The organism is Streptococcus sp. F2, assembly GCF_056500955.1.
The window spans coordinates 37,211-55,650 of sequence record NZ_JBWKAI010000009.1; the positions used below are offsets into that span (position 1 = coordinate 37,211).

At 42.7% G+C, this 18,440-nt stretch carries 14 protein-coding genes; 11 read left to right on the forward strand and 3 right to left on the reverse strand.

The features are described from left to right. Positions 1-189: 189 nt before the first annotated feature. Positions 190-3,813 carry a pullulanase gene (locus tag ACYTR8_RS04440; protein ID WP_479641734.1) on the forward strand — a complete coding sequence of 1,208 codons (3,624 nt, stop codon included), beginning with the start codon at positions 190-192 and terminating at the stop codon, positions 3,811-3,813. Between the two features lie 152 nt (positions 3,814-3,965). On the opposite strand, the gene ACYTR8_RS04445 is transcribed toward ACYTR8_RS04440, so the two are convergent. After that, entirely contained in the window at positions 3,966-4,256 is a 291-nt protein-coding gene (locus tag ACYTR8_RS04445) for a hypothetical protein (protein WP_003057858.1), read from the reverse strand. Positions 4,257-4,411: 155 nt separating this feature from the next. Between ACYTR8_RS04445 and ACYTR8_RS04450 the strand changes: the two genes are divergently transcribed. The 10 genes from ACYTR8_RS04450 (at position 4,412) to ACYTR8_RS04495 (ending at position 16,771) form a co-directional block, all read left to right on the forward strand. Beyond that, entirely contained in the window at positions 4,412-4,762 is a 351-nt protein-coding gene (locus tag ACYTR8_RS04450; RefSeq protein ID WP_479641735.1) for a thioredoxin family protein, read from the forward strand. Between the two features lie 106 nt (positions 4,763-4,868). Further along, complete coding sequence (gene yajC, locus ACYTR8_RS04455) at positions 4,869-5,228, forward strand: preprotein translocase subunit YajC (RefSeq protein WP_003049492.1); 360 nt, start codon at positions 4,869-4,871, stop codon at positions 5,226-5,228. Positions 5,229-5,454: 226 nt separating this feature from the next. Continuing rightward, complete coding sequence (locus ACYTR8_RS04460) at positions 5,455-6,204, forward strand: isoprenyl transferase (RefSeq protein WP_479641736.1); 750 nt, start codon at positions 5,455-5,457, stop codon at positions 6,202-6,204. A gap of 12 nt (positions 6,205-6,216) precedes the next feature. After that, positions 6,217-7,011 (forward strand): phosphatidate cytidylyltransferase, encoded by a 795-nt coding sequence (locus tag ACYTR8_RS04465; RefSeq protein ID WP_111715014.1) that lies wholly within the window; start codon positions 6,217-6,219, stop codon positions 7,009-7,011. Positions 7,012-7,108: 97 nt separating this feature from the next. Further along, complete coding sequence (gene rseP, locus ACYTR8_RS04470; RefSeq protein WP_048327552.1) at positions 7,109-8,368, forward strand: RIP metalloprotease RseP; 1,260 nt, start codon at positions 7,109-7,111, stop codon at positions 8,366-8,368. A 190-nt stretch (positions 8,369-8,558) separates the two neighbouring features. Continuing rightward, entirely contained in the window at positions 8,559-10,415 is a 1,857-nt protein-coding gene (locus tag ACYTR8_RS04475; protein WP_479641737.1) for a proline--tRNA ligase, read from the forward strand. 52 nt (positions 10,416-10,467) lie between these two features. Next, a complete protein-coding gene (locus ACYTR8_RS04480; RefSeq protein ID WP_479641738.1) occupies positions 10,468-11,025 on the forward strand; it encodes a nucleotidyltransferase family protein in 558 nt (185 codons plus the stop codon). A gap of 116 nt (positions 11,026-11,141) precedes the next feature. After that, complete coding sequence (locus tag ACYTR8_RS04485) at positions 11,142-15,539, forward strand: PolC-type DNA polymerase III (RefSeq protein ID WP_479641739.1); 4,398 nt, start codon at positions 11,142-11,144, stop codon at positions 15,537-15,539. A 165-nt stretch (positions 15,540-15,704) separates the two neighbouring features. Beyond that, positions 15,705-16,133, forward strand: a complete 429-nt coding sequence (locus ACYTR8_RS04490) for a MarR family winged helix-turn-helix transcriptional regulator (RefSeq protein WP_003057923.1) — start codon at positions 15,705-15,707, stop codon at positions 16,131-16,133. Positions 16,134-16,219: 86 nt separating this feature from the next. Next, positions 16,220-16,771: an NADPH-dependent FMN reductase gene (locus tag ACYTR8_RS04495; RefSeq protein ID WP_111715026.1), complete on the forward strand. Its 552-nt coding sequence runs from the start codon at positions 16,220-16,222 to the stop codon at positions 16,769-16,771. A gap of 67 nt (positions 16,772-16,838) precedes the next feature. On the opposite strand, the gene def is transcribed toward ACYTR8_RS04495, so the two are convergent. Both def and ACYTR8_RS04505 read right to left on the reverse strand, forming a co-directional pair. Continuing rightward, a complete protein-coding gene (gene def / locus ACYTR8_RS04500; protein ID WP_003057870.1) occupies positions 16,839-17,453 on the reverse strand; it encodes a peptide deformylase in 615 nt (204 codons plus the stop codon). A gap of 299 nt (positions 17,454-17,752) precedes the next feature. After that, on the reverse strand, positions 17,753-18,418 hold the full coding sequence (locus ACYTR8_RS04505) for a cyclic nucleotide-binding domain-containing protein (protein ID WP_479641740.1): 666 nt from the start codon (positions 18,416-18,418) through the stop codon (positions 17,753-17,755). Positions 18,419-18,440: the final 22 nt, after the last annotated feature.

Genomic DNA, 18,440 nt, shown 5'->3' on the forward strand with positions numbered 1-18,440 from the left:
TAACCTATTGTTGTGACATTAACAGCCAACTGGAGGAATTCCGGTTGGCTTTTTGGGTCTTCTAAGGTATTTTTAGAAAGCAAATATCTGTTTACTCGCTAGCAAGAAAAGCTTTTATTTGATATTGCAAGCGTTTGCATAATGTGTTAAGATAAGCTTGTTAGAATCTTTTACCAATAGGGAGGTCTTATGACAAAGAGAGTCACACAAGGGTCTAAACAGTACAAATATGCCATCAAAAAGTTGAGCATAGGTGTTGTATCCGTAACAACTGCGGCTAGTATCTTACTTTACAGTCCACAAGTTCTGGCACAAGAAAGTAGCCCAGAAACTGGGGTCATGCTGACTCAGGTAGAGCCTGAGAAGCAGGCAACAGAACAAGCTGATTCAGTTGTTAGTGAAGCGGTCAATGCAAGCGTTGGCCTAACTCCAGAAAGTTCTGAGAAAAGGACGGAAGCGGTCGGTGATTCAAGTCAACCGACCGAACCTCATCTGTCAACTAATCAATCAGGTGCTTCCCAAACTGACCAAACCGGCGAGCCAGCTAAGCCGCTTGTGACGGATGCGGCAGCAACAGCTCCAGCGATTGCGGATGATCATTTGCGGCTGCATTTAAAAGCATTGCCAAAAGACCAGTCACTTGATAGTTTGGGCCTTTGGGTATGGGATGATGTGGACCAGCCTTCAAAAGATTGGCCAAATGGTGCCATTCCGCTAGCAACCGCTAAAAAAGATGATTATGGCTATTACCTTGATGTCAAATTAGCAGAGAAACAACGGAAGCAAATCTCTTACCTTATCAACAACAAGGGTGGGGAAAACCTTTCAAAAGACCAGCACTTCCAGTTGTTAACGCCAGAAATGAATGAAGCTTGGGCAGATGAAACCTACAAGATTCATACCTATGAGCCGCTTCAAAAAGGCTACATCCGGATTAATTACCACAATGAAGCTGGCAACTACGATCATCTAGCTGTTTGGTTATTTAAAGAAGTGCAAAACCCATCAACTGATTGGCCAAATGGACTTGATTTGGTCAATAAAGGGCCTTATGGTGCTTATGTGGATGTGCCTCTAAAAGAAGGTGCCAAGGAGATTGGTTTCCTAATCTTAGATAAGAACAAGTCCGGCGATGCCATCAAAGTTCAACCTAAGGACTACCTTTTCAAAGACCTAAACAATCACACTCAGATTTTTGTTAAAGACACGGATCCTAAGGTTTACAACAACTCTTATTATATTGATCAGGTTAGTCTCAAAGGAGCTGAGCAAACTGAATTGAGGGAGCTAAGAGCAACTTTTACCACCCTAGAAGGACTGGATCAGGCAGATGTTCTAAAAGCCACCAAAGTGACTGATAAAGACGGTAAAGCAGTTACCATTGATGATCTTACTTTTGACAAGGACAATCCTGTGGTGATTCTCAAAGGGGACTTTAACGTAGCTGGTGCAGACTATACGGTGACCTTTGGAGAGGTTAGCCAAGTCGCTCGCCAATCTTGGCAACTAAAAGATAACCTCTATGCTTACGATGGCGAACTTGGGGCTAGTCTAGCTGAAGATGGTTCAGTTAACTTAGCTTTATGGTCTCCAAGTGCTGACAGTGTTAAGGTTGTCGTTTACGATAAACAAGACCAGACAAGAGTGGTTGGTCAAGCTGATTTGACCAAGTCAGACAAGGGTGTTTGGAGAGCCCATCTGACTTCTGACAGTATCAAGGACATTAGTGATTACACAGGCTACTATTACCTCTATGAAATCACGCGCGGTCAGGAAAAAGTCATGGTTTTGGATCCTTACGCCAAATCTCTAGCCGCGTGGAATAATGCGACCGCCACTGACCAGATTAAAACCGCTAAGGCTGCCTTTGTCAACCCAAGTCTCGCTGGCCCGAATGACCTTGATTTTGCTAAGATTGATCATTTTACCAAACGCGAAGATGCCATTATCTACGAAGCTCACGTGCGAGATTTCACCTCAGACCCAAGCCTCGATGGTAAATTAAGGAATGAGTTTGGCACATTTGCTGCTTTTGTAGAGAAACTGGATTACCTCAAAGAGTTAGGAGTTACCCACGTTCAGCTGTTGCCAGTTTTGAGTTATTTTTATGTCAATGAGCTGGACAAGAGCCGCTCAACAGCTTATACGTCTTCAGATAATAATTACAACTGGGGTTATGACCCACAACACTACTTTGCCCTTTCTGGCATGTATTCGGCAAATCCTAACGACCCTGCTTTACGTATCGCAGAGCTTAAAAACCTTGTCAATGAGATTCATAAACGTGGCATGGGGATTATTTTAGATGTGGTTTATAACCACACCGCTAGAACTTATCTATTTGAAGATTTGGAACCTCACTATTATCACTTTATGAATGCTGATGGTACAGCAAGAGAAAGCTTTGGTGGAGGTCGTCTAGGAACGACACATGCCATGAGCCGTCGTATCTTGGTGGATTCGATCACTTATTTAACCCGTGAATTCAAGGTAGATGGGTTCCGTTTTGACATGATGGGTGACCATGATGCGGCAGCCATTGAGCAAGCTTTCAAAGCAGCTAAGGCCATTAACCCTAATGCCATTATGATTGGTGAAGGCTGGCGTACCTACCAAGGTGATGAAGGGAAAAAAGAAACAGCAGCCGACCAAGACTGGATGAAGGCAACTAATACGGTTGGGGTCTTCTCAGATGATATTCGAAACACCCTCAAATCAGGTTTTCCTAATGAAGGCACAGCGGCCTTTATTACCGGTGGCGCAAAAAATCTAGAAGGTTTATTCAAAACAATCAAAGCACAACCTGGTAATTTTGAAGCGGATGCCCCAGGAGATTTGGTTCAGTATATTGCAGCCCATGACAATCTGACCTTACATGATGTTATTGCCAAATCTATTAATAAGGATCCTAAAGTTGCCGAAGAAGAGATTCACAAGCGTATACGTTTAGGAAACACCTTGATTTTAACCGCTCAAGGGACTGCCTTTATCCATTCTGGTCAGGAATATGGACGGACCAAACACCTTTTAAATCCTGACTACAAAACAAAGGTTGCTGATGACAAGGTGCCAAATAAGGCGACCCTGATTGATGCCGTAGCAGAATACCCTTATTTCATCCACGATTCTTATGATTCGTCTGATGCGGTCAATCATTTTGACTGGGCAAAGGCTACAGATGGTCAAGCGAATCCAATCAGCTACCAAACACAGGCTTACACCAAGGGCTTAATTGCCCTTCGTCGCTCAAGCGATGCTTTCAGAAAAGCAAGTATGGCAGATGTCAACCGTGATGTGACCTTAATTACCCAAGCTGGTCAAGGAGATATTCAAAAAGATGACTTGATTATTGGTTACCAAACCATTGCTTCCAATGGGGATCGCTACGCTGTTTTTGTCAATGCGGACAGTAAAGCGCGCACCGTGGTCTTACCAGACAGGTACCGCCATTTGCTAGGAGCACAGGTGCTTGTGGATGCACAGCAGGCTGGAACTAGCGCGATTGCTAACCCTAAAGGCATTCAGTTTACCAAAGATGGCTTGACTATCGATGGCTTGACTGCTATTGTCTTGAAAGTGGCAGCAGGCCCAGTGGAGGCACCAAGCCAAACGCAGCAAGCAACGTCTGAACAGACAGTAAGGCCAGTGTCAACGGCTGTTTCTAAGGCAAGTCCTTTGATGACACTAGACCAGAAACCTCAACAAGCTAGCCTTCCTCAAACAGGCGAAATGACTTCAAAAGGGTTATTGGTAACTGGGATGACGATGCTAGTAGCAGTTTTTGGGCTCTTTACTAAGCGTCAAAAAGACTAACCATCGTCGCTAACAGAATCTGATAGATATCAGGTTCTGTTTTTTTGAGCATTTTAATAAAATGGCTGTGCTGTGATGATTTTTTGAGCGTCAAAAAAGAGCTGGGTCAACTTTCCTATGAGAGGAGTTGATCTAGCTCTAGCCTAATGATATTAATTGCCAAATACGGGCAAGATGCCAAAGACAATAAAAAGATTGATCCAAAACGCACCACAAAAGAGTAAGCCAAATAAGATGAGCCCCCAACGCTTGCTGATGGCTCCCATCAAAATAGTCAGGATACCGAGGATGAGAAACCCTTTTTGCATCACTAAAAAGTAAAGGTTATAACCCAAAACCATTGTATCCCATCTAACAAAAAACATGGCCAGCCATAGCAGGCAAACTAAGACAAGATAGGGTTTGGCATAGCGATTGATAAGGGGTCTAAACTGTGCTAACATTTGGCTAAGTTCCTTTCTGTGAGGGCGCAAAGAGAGTCGTATTACCTTAATTTTATTATAAAAGAAAATGGTAACCCTTTCAAGGCGTAATGAGTTGAGAAAGCCACTGCTTTGGTGTATGATAAGGGACAAGACCAAGACAAAGGAGATTAGCAATGACTTTTGAAGAAACCATAGCTCAGTTTACAACGGTGGAAATCGGTGAGGTAAAACAAGCCATCGAGAATGGCAAAGATATGATTGTGTTTTTAGGGCGTTCAACCTGTCCTTTTTGCCGCCTTTTTGCTCCAAAACTGGCTCAAGTTGCTGAGGATCATCAGAAGAAGGTGTTCTTTGTTAATAGTGAAAATCCCATTGATGCCGAAGCCCTTCAAGCCTTTCGTCAAGAGTATCACTTAGCGACTGTCCCAGCCTTGTTGGTGATTCACAGTGGTCAAGTGAGAGCCATTTGTGATTCCAGTTTGACAGAAAGTGAGATCCTGACTTTTTTGACGACGAAAGAGTAGGGTTATGACCTGACTTTCTCTGTCAGAAAATAAGGTCTTGCCTTGCTATACGCTTCTATTTTTGTTATAGTAAGACATGACTTTTATAGAATAAAAAGGAGACATTATGGGATTTCCAACAATTTTAATGTTTGTGGTGATGCTTGCCTTGATTTGGTTTATGCAACGCCAACAAAAGAAACAAGCACAAGAGCGCCAAAATCAATTGAACGCGATTGAAAAAGGTGATGAAGTAGTCACAATCGGTGGCATGTTTGCTATTGTTGACGAAGTTGATTCAGCGGCTAAAAAAATCGTTTTAGATGTGGATGGGGTTTTCCTAACCTTTGAATTGTCTGCTATCAAACGTATTGTCACCAAAGCAACTACCGATCTTACACCTGTTGAGGCAGATGAGGTAGTAGTGGTTGATGAGCCTGCAGTTGAAGCGACAGATGACACTGAAAGTGCTATTGAAAGCAACTAAAGAGACTAAAAGTTTGGAGGGAAATTTCCAAGCTTTTTCTTTTGCACCGCTTTTTTGAGGAAATAGGATAGCTACCGTTATCATCTTTTTTGACAAAGGCATCAAAAAATGTCAGTTATTGGTCAGATGCTTGACAGGCAGATGACACCTAGTAATAAAAAGCGAGCCAAACGGGGCGAAATATGATAGAATATGAGATAAGTATGCTTATCAATAAGGAAAAAACATGTTTGGATTAAAAGCGAAATCAAAAAAAGTTGTTTTGGATAAAATCCCAAAACACATTGGAATTATTATGGATGGCAATGGGCGCTGGGCAAAAAAACGGTTAAAGCCTAGAGTCTTTGGTCATAAAGCGGGAATGGATGCCTTGCAGGACGTGACCATTGCCGCCTCAGACTTAGGTGTCAAGGTCTTGACGGTCTATGCCTTCTCGACAGAAAACTGGTCTCGTCCTCAGGACGAAGTCTCTTTTATTATGAATTTACCAGTAGAGTTTTTTGACAAATACGTGCCAACCTTACATAAAAATAATGTTAAGGTGCAAATGATTGGAGAAACTCATCGCCTGCCTGCAGACACCTTGACAGCGCTAAATGCTGCCATTGATAAAACAAAGCGTAATACTGGCTTGATTTTGAATTTTGCCCTCAATTATGGTGGTCGTGCAGAAATTACCAGTGCTGTTCGTTTGATTGCCCAAGACGTCTTGGACGCCAAGTTAAATCCTGGTGGCATTACAGAAGATTTGATTGCTAATTACCTGATGACGGATCATTTGCCATATCTTTACCGTGATCCTGATTTGATTATTCGCACCAGTGGGGAGTTGCGCTTGAGCAATTTCTTGCCTTGGCAGTCAGCTTACAGTGAATTTTATTTCACACCAGTCTTGTGGCCTGATTTTAAAAAGACAGAGCTACTAAAGGCCATTGCGGATTATAACCGCCGCCAACGTCGTTTTGGCAAGGTCTAAAAGGAGATAGTTATGAAAGAACGTGTTATCTGGGGAGGAGTAGCAGCGGCTATTTTTCTACCTTTTCTCATTATAGGAAGTTTACCCTTCCAATTATTTGTGGGGATTTTAGCCATGATTGGCGTGTCAGAATTATTGAAGATGAGAAGGCTTGAAGTCTTTTCGTTTGAAGGGGTATTTGCCATGTTGGCAGCCTTTGTCTTGACGATTCCAATGGATCATTACCTCACCTTTTTGCCGATTGACGCTAGTTTTGCAGGGTATGGGCTCTTAGTCTTTTTCCTTTTAGCAGGAACAGTCTTAAATAATAGAGCTTACTCTTTTGAAGATGCCTCCTTCCCTATTGCAGCCAGTCTCTATGTTGGAATTGGTTTTCAAAATTTAGTCAATGCACGCATGTCGGGAATTGATAAAGTCTTGTTAGCCTTATTTATCGTTTGGGCAACAGATATTGGTGCCTATATGATTGGTCGCCAGTTTGGTAAACGCAAACTATTGCCTAGTGTGTCGCCCAATAAAACAATTGAGGGGAGTTTAGGCGGAATTGCCTGCGCAGTCCTTGTTTCCTTTGTGTTTATGCTAGTTGATCGTGCTGTTTATGCGCCTCATCGCTTTTTGGTCATGTTGGTTTTAGTGGCGCTCTTTTCGATTTTTGCCCAATTTGGAGATTTGGTTGAAAGTGCCATTAAACGACATTTTGGTGTGAAGGATTCTGGTAAACTGATTCCGGGGCATGGTGGTATTTTGGACCGCTTTGACTCCATGATTTTTGTTTTTCCCATCATGCATCTATTTGGACTGTTTTAAGCAATAGCCAACAGTGTTTTTGCACGTTTAAGGGTGACTTACGCAATGCCTGAGAACAGCAAGGACTCAATAGAAATAATAGACTGAAAGGAACTCTATGTTAGGAATAATAACCTTTATTATTATTTTTGGGATTTTAGTCATTGTCCATGAATTTGGGCATTTCTATTTTGCCAAAAAATCTGGGATTCTTGTCAGAGAATTTGCCATTGGTATGGGCCCCAAAATCTTTTCGCATGTTGACCAAGAAGGAACTCTCTACACCTTGAGAATTTTGCCTTTGGGTGGTTACGTGCGTATGGCTGGTTGGGGAGATGACAAGACAGAAATCAAGACTGGGACACCAGCTAGCTTGACGCTAAATGAACAAGGGTTGGTCAAGCGCATCAACTTGTCTCAAAGTAAGATTGATCCCACTAGCCTGCCCATGAATGTCACTTCCTATGATTTGGAAGATGACCTTAGTATCACCGGTTTGGTTTTGGATGAGACCAAGACTTATGCTGTTGACCATAATGCGACCATTGTTGAAGAAGATGGTACTGAGATTCGAATCGCTCCGCTTGATGTGCAATACCAAAATGCTAGCATTGGTGGCCGCTTAATCACCAACTTTGCTGGCCCTATGAATAACTTTATTCTAGGGATTGTGGTTTTTATCCTCCTTGTTTTTTTACAAGGTGGTATGCCAGATTTTAGTAGCAATCAGGTCCGTGTGCAAGAAAATGGTGCCGCTGCTAAAGCTGGTATCCGCGACAATGACCGGATTGTCACTATCAATGGTCATAAGGTCAAGGATTGGGCAGATTTGACCGAAGCGGTCCAAGCGTCTACTCGCAACCTAGGTGCTTCAGAAACGGTTAAGGTGACTTACAAATCAGGTCAAACCCTAAAAACCGTCGCTGTTAAGCCTCAAAAACAGGGCAATCAATATGCTCTAGGTGTGAAGGCAAGGTTGAAAACAGGTTTTGTTGATAAGCTTTTAGGCGGTTTAGAACTGGCTTGGAATGGTGCTTTTGCTATTTTGAACGCCTTGAAAGGTCTGATCACTGCCTTTAGTTTAAATAAGCTAGGTGGTCCAGTTGCCATGTACCAAATGTCTAATCAGGCTGCCCAAAATGGCTTAGATTCTGTCTTATCTCTTATGGCAATGCTCTCTATCAACTTGGGAATTTTCAACTTAATTCCAATCCCTGCCCTTGACGGTGGGAAAATCTTGATGAATATTATTGAAGCCATTCGTCGTAAACCTTTGAAACAAGAAACAGAAACCTATATCACTCTTGTTGGGGTTGCCATCATGGTTGTACTGATGATTGCCGTGACGTGGAATGATATTATGCGAGCTTTCTTCTAAAGAGACTCGCTTCAATAAAGGTAACCTGTTACAAGAAAACTCAAAGCCGACCGAAAATACGGCTTAATGACTTACCACAGAATGAAAGGAATACACATTCAATTTTCTATTGAATAGCCCGATTGGCAGGCAATCCCAAACTTTTGGGAATAGCAGTTGCCTCTGGCCTTGTATCAAAACGTACTAATTTATGAAACAAAGTAAAATGCTTATCCCAACCTTGCGCGAAATGCCAAGTGACGCCCAAGTAATTAGCCACGCGCTTATGGTGCGTGCAGGTTATGTGCGCCAAGTTTCCGCTGGTATCTATGCTTATTTGCCATTGGCAAACCGTACCATTGAGAAATTCAAGACCATCATGCGCGAAGAGTTTGAAAAAATTGGTGCCGTAGAGATGTTAGCACCAGCCCTTTTGACAGCTGACCTTTGGCGTGAGTCCGGTCGTTATGAGACCTACGGCGACGACCTTTACAAGCTTAAAAACCGTGACAAATCAGACTTTATCTTGGGTCCAACTCATGAAGAAACCTTTACAACCTTGGTGCGTGACGCGGTTAAATCTTACAAGCAATTACCACTAAACCTTTACCAAATCCAAGCCAAATATCGTGACGAAAAACGCCCTCGTAATGGCTTGCTTCGTACCCGTGAATTCATCATGAAAGACGGCTATAGTTTCCATCCAAATTACGACGACTTGGATGTGACTTATGAAGACTATCGTCAAGCTTATGAAGCTATTTTTACCAGAGCAGGTCTAGACTTCAAAGGGATTATTGGAGATGGTGGTGCTATGGGTGGTAAGGATTCTCAAGAATTCATGGCTATTACACCAGAACGTACAGACCTTGACCGTTGGGTGGTCTTGGACAAATCTATCCCAAGCCTCGCAGATATTCCAGAAGAGGTTCTAGAAGAGATTAAAGCAGAATTGACAGCTTGGATGATTTCTGGTGAGGATACTATCGCTTACTCTAGTGAATCAAGCTACGCTGCCAACCTCGAGATGGCAACTAATGAATACAAACCGTCATCAAAAGTCGCTGCTGAGGATGCTTTGACAGAAGTGGAAACACCAAATTGTAAGACCATTGATGAGGTGGCTGACTTCCTTTCAGTAGATGAAACGCAAACGATCAAAACCTTGCTCTTCATGGCCGACAATGAGCCTGTTGTTGCTTTGTTAGTGGGTAATGACCAAGTTAACGATGTTAAACTGAAAAATTACCTTGGAGCAGACTTCTTAGAGCCAGCTAGCGAAGATGACGCACGTGCCTTCTTTGGCGCAGGTTTTGGCTCACTTGGACCTGTCAACTTGACAGAGGGTAGCCGCATCGTGGCTGACCGCAAAGTGCAAGACCTTGCTAATGCCGTTGCAGGAGCCAACAAGGATGGTTTCCATTTGACAGGGGTTAATCCAGGACGTGATTTCCAAGCTGAATATGTTGATATTCGTGAAGTCAAAGAAGGAGAAATGTCTCCGGATGGTCATGGTATTCTCCAGTTTGCGCGCGGTATCGAAGTGGGTCATATTTTCAAGTTGGGCACTCGCTACTCAGATAGCATGGGAGCAACAATTCTTGATGAGAATGGCAGAGCCGTTCCAATTGTCATGGGATGCTATGGTATCGGTGTTAGCCGTATCCTGTCTGCTGTCATTGAACAGCATGCCCGTCTCTTTGTGAACAAGACACCAAAAGGCGATTACCGTTATGCTTGGGGCATTAACTTCCCTAAAGAATTGGCACCGTTTGACGTGCATTTGATTACGGTTAACGTCAAAGACCAAGCAGCACAAGACCTAACGGCGACATTAGAAGCAGACTTGATGGCTAAAGGCTATGAGGTCTTGACAGATGACCGTAACGAACGTGTTGGTTCAAAATTCTCTGATAGTGATTTGATTGGCTTGCCAATTCGTGTCACTGTTGGTAAAAAAGCCGCTGATGGTATCGTGGAAATTAAAATCAAGGCAACTGGAGACAGCATCGAAGTCACTGCTGATAACCTTATTGAAACCCTTGAAATTTTGACAAAAGAACAGTAAAAAATGAAGAGGTTGCCTGTTTAGAGTAGCCTCTTTTTGATATACTACACCTATGACAGATAATCGTTTCAAAGAATTAATAGCGGCAGACAAGGATATGATGACCATTTTAACCATTATTACAAGTCTGCCTTTGACGGATGCCTGGTTAGCAGCAGGAACTATTCGGAATTTCATCTGGAACCAGTTGGCCTATGGTATTGGTTTTGATGCAGATACTGATATTGATGTGGTGTTTTTTGACCTTAGTTTGCCTTACGAAGCGAATCAGGTTGTCGAAGATTTCCTTAATAAAGAATTTCCAAATTATCGTTGGGAAGTTCGAAATCAAGCTTATATGCACAGCCATTGTCCTAATACCGAACCGTACTTATCAACGTGTGATGCCATTTCAAAGTACCCTGAGCGATGCACAGCTATTGCTCTTAGGCGGATTGATGACCAGCTGGAATTGTTTGCCCCTTATGGATTAGCTGATGTCCTAGCTTTTGAATGCCACCCGACCCCTCATTTTCTATCAGATAAGGAGCGGCTTTTGCTTTATCAAAAGCGTTTAGTAGCGAAAAACTGGAAAGAGAAGTGGCCACAACTCCGCTATTTTCTTGATTAGGTTAACAGAGAGGACAGGGGAGGAGACCAAGTTTCCTTCCTTTTCTTTCTCCTTTAAAACTCGAAAATAATCTTTAATTGTGATAAAATAGAGCCTAAGAAAATCGGGAGTAAACTATGTCAGACTTATTCGTTAAATTGATGGAACAGATAGAAATGCCGCTTGACATGAGACGTTCAAGTGCTTTTTCGTCTGCTGATATTATCGAGGTGAAGGTGCATTCGGTATCACGCTTGTGGGAATTTCATTTTGCTTTCGCGGAGATTTTACCGATTGCGACCTATCGTGAATTGCATGATCGTTTGATACGAACCTTTGAGGCGGCTGACATTAAGGTAACCTTTGATATTCAGGCTGCTCAGGTGGATTATTCAGATGATGTGCTTCAAGCTTATTACCAAGAAGCTTTTGAACATGCACCTTGTAATGGAGCTAGTTTTAAATCCTCTTTTTCAAAGCTCAAAGTGACTTATGAGAATGACAAACTCATTATTGCAGCGCCGCGTTTTGTTAATAATGACCATTTTAGAAAAAATCATCTGCCTAATTTGGTCAAACAATTTGAAGCCTTTGGCTTTGGCACCTTGACCATTGATATGGTGTCAGATCAGGAGATGACTGAGCATTTGACCAAGGATTTTGTTTCCAGTCGTCAGGCTCTTGTGGAAAAGGCTGTGCAGGATAATTTGGAAGCCCAAAAGTCCCTTGAGGCCATGATGCCACCGGCTGAGGAGGCAGCACCTGCTCCTAAATTTGATTATAAAGAGCGCGTGGCGCAGCGTCAGGCAGGGTTTGAAAAAGCAGCCATCACACCAATGATAGAGATTGAGACCGAAGAAAACCGAATTGTCTTTGAGGGGATGGTTTTTGATGTGGAGCGCAAGACCACTAGGACAGGTCGTCATATCATTAACTTTAAAATGACAGACTATACCTCCTCGTTTGCTCTCCAAAAATGGGCTAAAGACGATGAGGATCTCCGTAAATTTGACATGATTGCTAAGGGAGCTTGGTTACGGGTACAAGGTAATATTGAGACCAATCCTTTTACGAAGAGTCTCACCATGAATGTCCAGCAGGTCAAAGAAATTGTACATCATGAGCGCAAAGACCTGATGCCAGAAGGGCAAAAGCGGGTCGAATTCCATGCCCACACCAATATGTCTACCATGGATGCCTTACCGACAGTAGAAAGCTTGATTGATACGGCAGCCAAGTGGGGACACAAGGCGGTTGCTATTACCGACCATGCTAATGTGCAAAGTTTTCCTCATGGCTACCATAGGGCTCGCAAAGCTGGAATTAAGGCTATTTTTGGTCTAGAAGCCAATATTGTTGAGGACAAGGTGCCTATTTCTTATGATCCTGTTGATATGGATTTGCACGAAGCTACCTATGTGGTCTTTGACGTGGAAACCACAGGTCTATCTGCTATGAATAATGACCTGATTCAGATTGCGGCTTCCAAAATGTTTAAAGGAAATATTGTAGAGCAGTTTGATGAATTCATTGATCCTGGACATCCTCTTTCTGCCTTTACCACCGAATTGACAGGGATTACCGATAAGCATTTGCAGGGCGCCAAGCCATTGGTTACCGTCCTAAAAGCTTTTCAGGACTTTTGCAAAGATAGTATCTTGGTTGCCCACAACGCCAGTTTTGACGTGGGCTTTATGAACGCCAATTATGAACGCCATGACTTGCCCAAAATCACACAGCCTGTGATTGATACCTTAGAATTCGCAAGAAATTTATATCCTGAATACAAACGTCACGGTTTGGGACCACTCACCAAGCGTTTCCAAGTGAGTCTAGACCACCATCATATGGCCAATTACGACGCGGAAGCCACAGGACGTCTTTTGTTTATTTTTCTAAAAGATGCCAGAGAAAAGCATGGCATCAAAAATCTTTTGCAACTCAATACAGATTTGGTAGCTGAGGATTCTTACAAAAAAGCGCGGATTAAGCATGCGACTATCTATGTGCAAAATCAGGTTGGTCTTAAAAATATGTTTAAGCTGGTCAGCCTTTCCAATATCAAATATTTTGAAGGGGTTCCTCGTATTCCAAGAACCGTCTTAGATGCTCACAGAGAGGGGTTGTTACTAGGAACAGCTTGTTCGGATGGGGAAGTTTTTGATGCCGTTCTGACTAAAGGAATTGATGCGGCGGTTGATTTAGCTAAGTATTATGATTTTATCGAAATCATGCCACCAGCCATTTACCAGCCATTGGTTGTCCGTGAATTAATCAAAGACCAAGCAGGTATTGAGCAGGTGATTTGTGACCTCATTGAAGTAGGGAAACGAGCTAATAAGCCCGTTCTTGCCACTGGGAATGTGCATTATCTAGAGCCTGAAGAAGAGATTTACCGTGAAATTATTGTGCGTAGTCTCGGTCAGGGTGCCATGATTAATAGAACAATCGGCCGTGGGGAAGGGGCCCAACCTGCTCCCCTACCTAAAGCGCACTTTAGAACAACTAATGAAATGCTGGATGAGTTTGCCTTTCTTGGAAAAGACCTCGCTTATCAAGTAGTTGTGCAAAATACTCAGGATATGGCGGACCGTATTGAGGAAGTAGAAGTGGTTAAGGGAGACCTCTATACCCCGTATATCGACAAGGCTGAAGAGACGGTTGCCGAATTAACCTATCAAAAAGCGTTTGAAATTTATGGTAATCCTCTACCAGATATTATCGATTTGCGAATTGAAAAAGAGCTAACCTCTATCTTGGGGAACGGTTTTGCTGTGATTTACCTAGCGTCACAAATGCTTGTTAATCGGTCAAATGAGCGAGGCTATCTGGTTGGTTCTAGGGGATCTGTTGGATCCAGTTTTGTGGCAACCATGATTGGGATTACTGAGGTTAATCCTATGCCGCCTCACTACGTTTGCCCGTCCTGCCAACATTCTGAATTTATCACAGATGGTTCAGTCGGATCGGGCTATGATTTGCCTAATAAGCCTTGTCCAAAATGTGGCACCCCTTATCAAAAAGACGGCCAAGATATTCCCTTTGAGACCTTCCTTGGATTTGACGGGGATAAGGTACCCGATATTGATTTGAACTTCTCTGGTGATGATCAGCCGAGTGCCCATTTAGATGTTCGAGATATTTTTGGTGCTGAGTATGCTTTTCGTGCTGGAACCGTAGGTACCGTGGCAGAAAAAACAGCCTATGGATTTGTTAAAGGCTATGAACGAGACTATGGCAAGTTCTATCGTGATGCTGAGGTGGATCGTCTAGCAGCAGGGGCTGCCGGAGTAAAACGAACAACTGGGCAGCACCCTGGAGGGATTGTTGTTATTCCTAATTACATGGACGTGTATGATTTTACCCCAGTACAATACCCCGCTGATGATGTGACAGCTTCTTGGCAGACGACTCACTTTAACTTCCACGATATTGATGAGAACGTCTTGAAGCTTGATATTCTGGGGCATGATGATCCGACCATGATTCGTAAACTTCAAGACTTGTCAGGTATTGATCCTATTACTATTCCCGCTGATGATCCAGGTGTTATGGCTCTCTTTTCTGGGACAGAGGTTTTAGGAGTCACTCCAGAACAAATTGGAACACCAACTGGCATGCTCGGCATTCCAGAATTTGGGACCAACTTTGTTCGCGGCATGGTTAACGAAACGCATCCAACCACTTTTGCAGAATTGCTGCAGTTGTCTGGACTATCTCATGGAACCGATGTTTGGCTTGGTAATGCACAAGATTTGATTAAAGAAGGCATTGCGACCCTAAAAACCGTTATCGGTTGTCGTGACGACATCATGGTTTACCTCATGCACGCTGGCTTGCAACCGAAAATGGCCTTTACCATTATGGAGCGTGTGCGTAAGGGTCTCTGGCTGAAAATTTCTGAGGAAGAACGTAATGGCTATATTGATGCCATGCGGGAAAATAATGTGCCCGACTGGTACATTGAATCGTGTGGAAAAATCAAGTACATGTTCCCTAAAGCCCATGCGGCAGCTTATGTTTTGATGGCCCTTCGGGTAGCTTACTTCAAGGTGCATCATCCTCTTATGTATTATTGTGCTTACTTCTCTATTCGTGCTAAAGCCTTTGAATTAAAAACCATGAGTGGTGGCTTAGAAGCCGTCAAGGCTCGGATGGAAGATATCAGTATCAAGCGTAAAAATAATGAAGCCACCAATGTGGAAAATGATCTCTTTACGACCTTGGAGATCGTGAATGAGATGCTGGAACGTGGTTTTAAATTTGGAAAACTAGACCTTTATAAGAGTAAAGCAACAGAGTTTCAAATCGAAGGGGACACGCTGATTCCACCATTTGTTGCCTTAGAAGGTTTGGGTGAAAACGTGGCGAAGCAAATCGTGAAAGCTCGTCAAGAAGGGGAATTCCTGTCTAAAATGGAACTGCGTAAACGAGGCGGTGCCTCGTCAACGCTCGTAGAAAAAATGGATGACATGGGTATTTTAGGCAATATGCCTGATGACAACCAATTAAGCCTATTTGATGATTTCTTCTAAACCTTTTCTTTTAGAAGATTCTGTGATAGAATAGGAAAAAATGTGTGAATAGGGGCTGGGGTGCCAAACCAAGAGAGTTGATTTCTTGGATCATATCCCATTCCCTATTTTTATCAGAAATTGTTAATACTAATCAGTGACATATAACTGAGTGAGGAGTGAGAAATGAGTAACCTAGATAAGAATAGTGCCTTAAAAGCCATGGTGGTTTTTCGTAAGGCTCAGCGCACCTTAGATGCCTTTGGATCAGATGTGTTTAAGAATGCTAATTTGACCCCTACCCAGTTTAGTGTGTTAGAGGTTTTACATACCAAAGGGAGCATGCGCATTAATAACCTCATTGACTCCTTGCTGGCAACCTCAGGAAACATGACAGTTGTTTTGCGCAATATGGAGCGAAATGGGTGGATTAGCCGTTGCAAAGATGACAAGGATAAAAGGGCTTATCTTGTGGAGTTGACAGATCAAGGCAGAGCCTTAATTGAAGACGCCCTTCCTAAACACATCAAGCGTGTGGAGCAAGCCTTCTCTGTTTTAACCGAAGCGGAACAGAAAGAATTAATCACTTTATTGAAAAAATTTAAAAACTTATAAACAAAGGGCTTTACAGTTTTTCCGTTTCGCGCTATAATAACTACATAGTAATATTAGTCACTAACTAGTACAAAAAGGAGAAACACATGTCTAAAAAAATTCTGTTTATCGTCGGATCATTACGCCAAAACTCATTTAACAAGCAAATGGCGCAAATCGCTGAGGAAATGATTGGCGATCGTGCAGAAGTTTCTTATCTGGATTACGCAGACCTTCCATTGTTTAACGAAGAATTGGAAGCTCAAGGTGTTCCAGCTATGGATCGTATTCGTAAAGAGCTTGAAGCAGCAGATCTTGTCTGGATCTTCTCACCTGTTTATAACTGGGCAATTCCTGGAACAGTGAAAAACTTATTGGACTGGGCAAGCCGTTCTCTTGATCCAAGCGATCATGCAGCAGCTTCATCAATCCACGATAAATTCTTTACAGTATCTTCCCTTGCAAATGGGGAATCACCAAAAGCTGTTTTCAAACATTACCGCGAATTGTTGCCATTTATTCGTAGCAATGTTATTGGTGAGTTTGCAGGTGGGCCAATTAACCCTGAAGCATGGGCAACTGGTAAAATTACCTTGTCAGAAAGCCTTCATGAAAAATTGGCTAACCAAGTTGAAGAAGTCCTCCAAGAACTTCGTTAAGATTACTTAACCTCAATTCACAACTTAAAAGAGACTGGCTACAGAGCCAGTCTCTTTTAAGTTGGGTTTAGTCAAGAAGTAATAGATTATCATCAGCTTTGAAAGGAGCTGTTGGATTGATACGATCGTAAAACATGACGCCGTTGATGTGGTCGATTTCATGTTGAACGACGATAGCGTTATAACCTTTTAACTTGATTTTATGTTTTTCGCCAGTCTTGTCAAAATACTCTACGGTGACACGGGCGTGACGCACGACGTAACCTTCAACCACCCGGTCAACAGAGAGGCAACCTTCACCGTCAGCTAAAGCAGCGTCTTGAACAGAGTGAGAAACAATTTTAGGATTGTACAGAACTTCTTGCAAGCTATAAGCTTCTTTTGGAGGGTTTCCTTCTTGATCAGGAAGGTTAGGGACTAGCACGGCGATGATACGTTTTGACACATCAATCTGAGGTGCGGCCAAACCAACACCCGCTCGAAGGCCTAGCTTCTCTCCCATGACAGGGTCTTGAGAATGCTTCAAGAACTGCATCATTTTTTCTCCTAGGAGAATATCCTCGTCACTTAGGGGCAGAGTCACTTCTTTAGCAACAGCCCTTAAGGTAGGATTCCCTTCACGAATAATGTCATCCATGGTAATGAGATGACTTGGTTTAATTATTTTATCTTGTGCAGACATGTCTACTCCTTTAATTTTTTTAACTGGATTTACTATATCACAAATTGATTCTTTTTAAAAGAAGCCACAAAAGGAAGTGGCAATGGTAGGGTTAAGCCGACAGTTGCTGAGAAATCAACCACCTATGTCAGTTTTAAAGAAACATGAGCAATTGGAGTTAAATCAGTTGCCATCTTGTGACTTTCCTTGTATAATCTCAATGATATCCAAACATGGAATCTTTAGAGAGAAAGATGACACTGTTTCTAAAAACCGGGAATCCCTAGTGGATTCCCTTTATTTTTGTCAGGAAAATGCAATCAGTCATTAGCGCTTAATTGAAGCAGACCCTGCTGATCAATAATCCGATAGGTTTTGAAAGAGGTTCGCACAATCATGCCTTGAAGGATGAGCTGATGAACCACTCGATGAAGGTGGCGATAGCTGGTCCCGAAACGGTCGGCCAGTAAGGTCAGGTTTAAGTGAACTTCTTGTTGGTTCTCATGTGCAATGAGGTAAGAGGCCAGACGTTCTTTGACGGTATAGGTGATGTTAGTAGTGGAGGTGATATTTTGCTTGTAAAAGTTTTGAGCCAATCCCCGACCAATATGATAGAGGAAGTCTGCATCCGTCAGCAAGCTTTCTTTATGGGTGAGTGGCAGTTGGACAACATAAGCTTCATCAAGAACAATGACCGAAGTCACTGCTTTTTGATCGGTCATTAATTCAATATCGCCGATAAGAATAGGTCCGTTATGGGTTTCTAAAATGTGTTCTTTACCATTAAACAAGCGTCGCACAATTTTGACGTTGCCTTGCACCAAGTAATAAAGAGCCTTGAGTTCCTGGTCTTGCACACAAATGGCTTCTCCTTTAAGGTAGTGGGCTAGCTGCAGGTGTGGGTGGCTATTTTTTGGGAAAAATTCCTCCAGCCGATGCTTTGTTAAGTAGTATGCCAACAATTTGGTATCTGAAATCGTCTTCATGGGCTTTTTATGACCTAGGTCC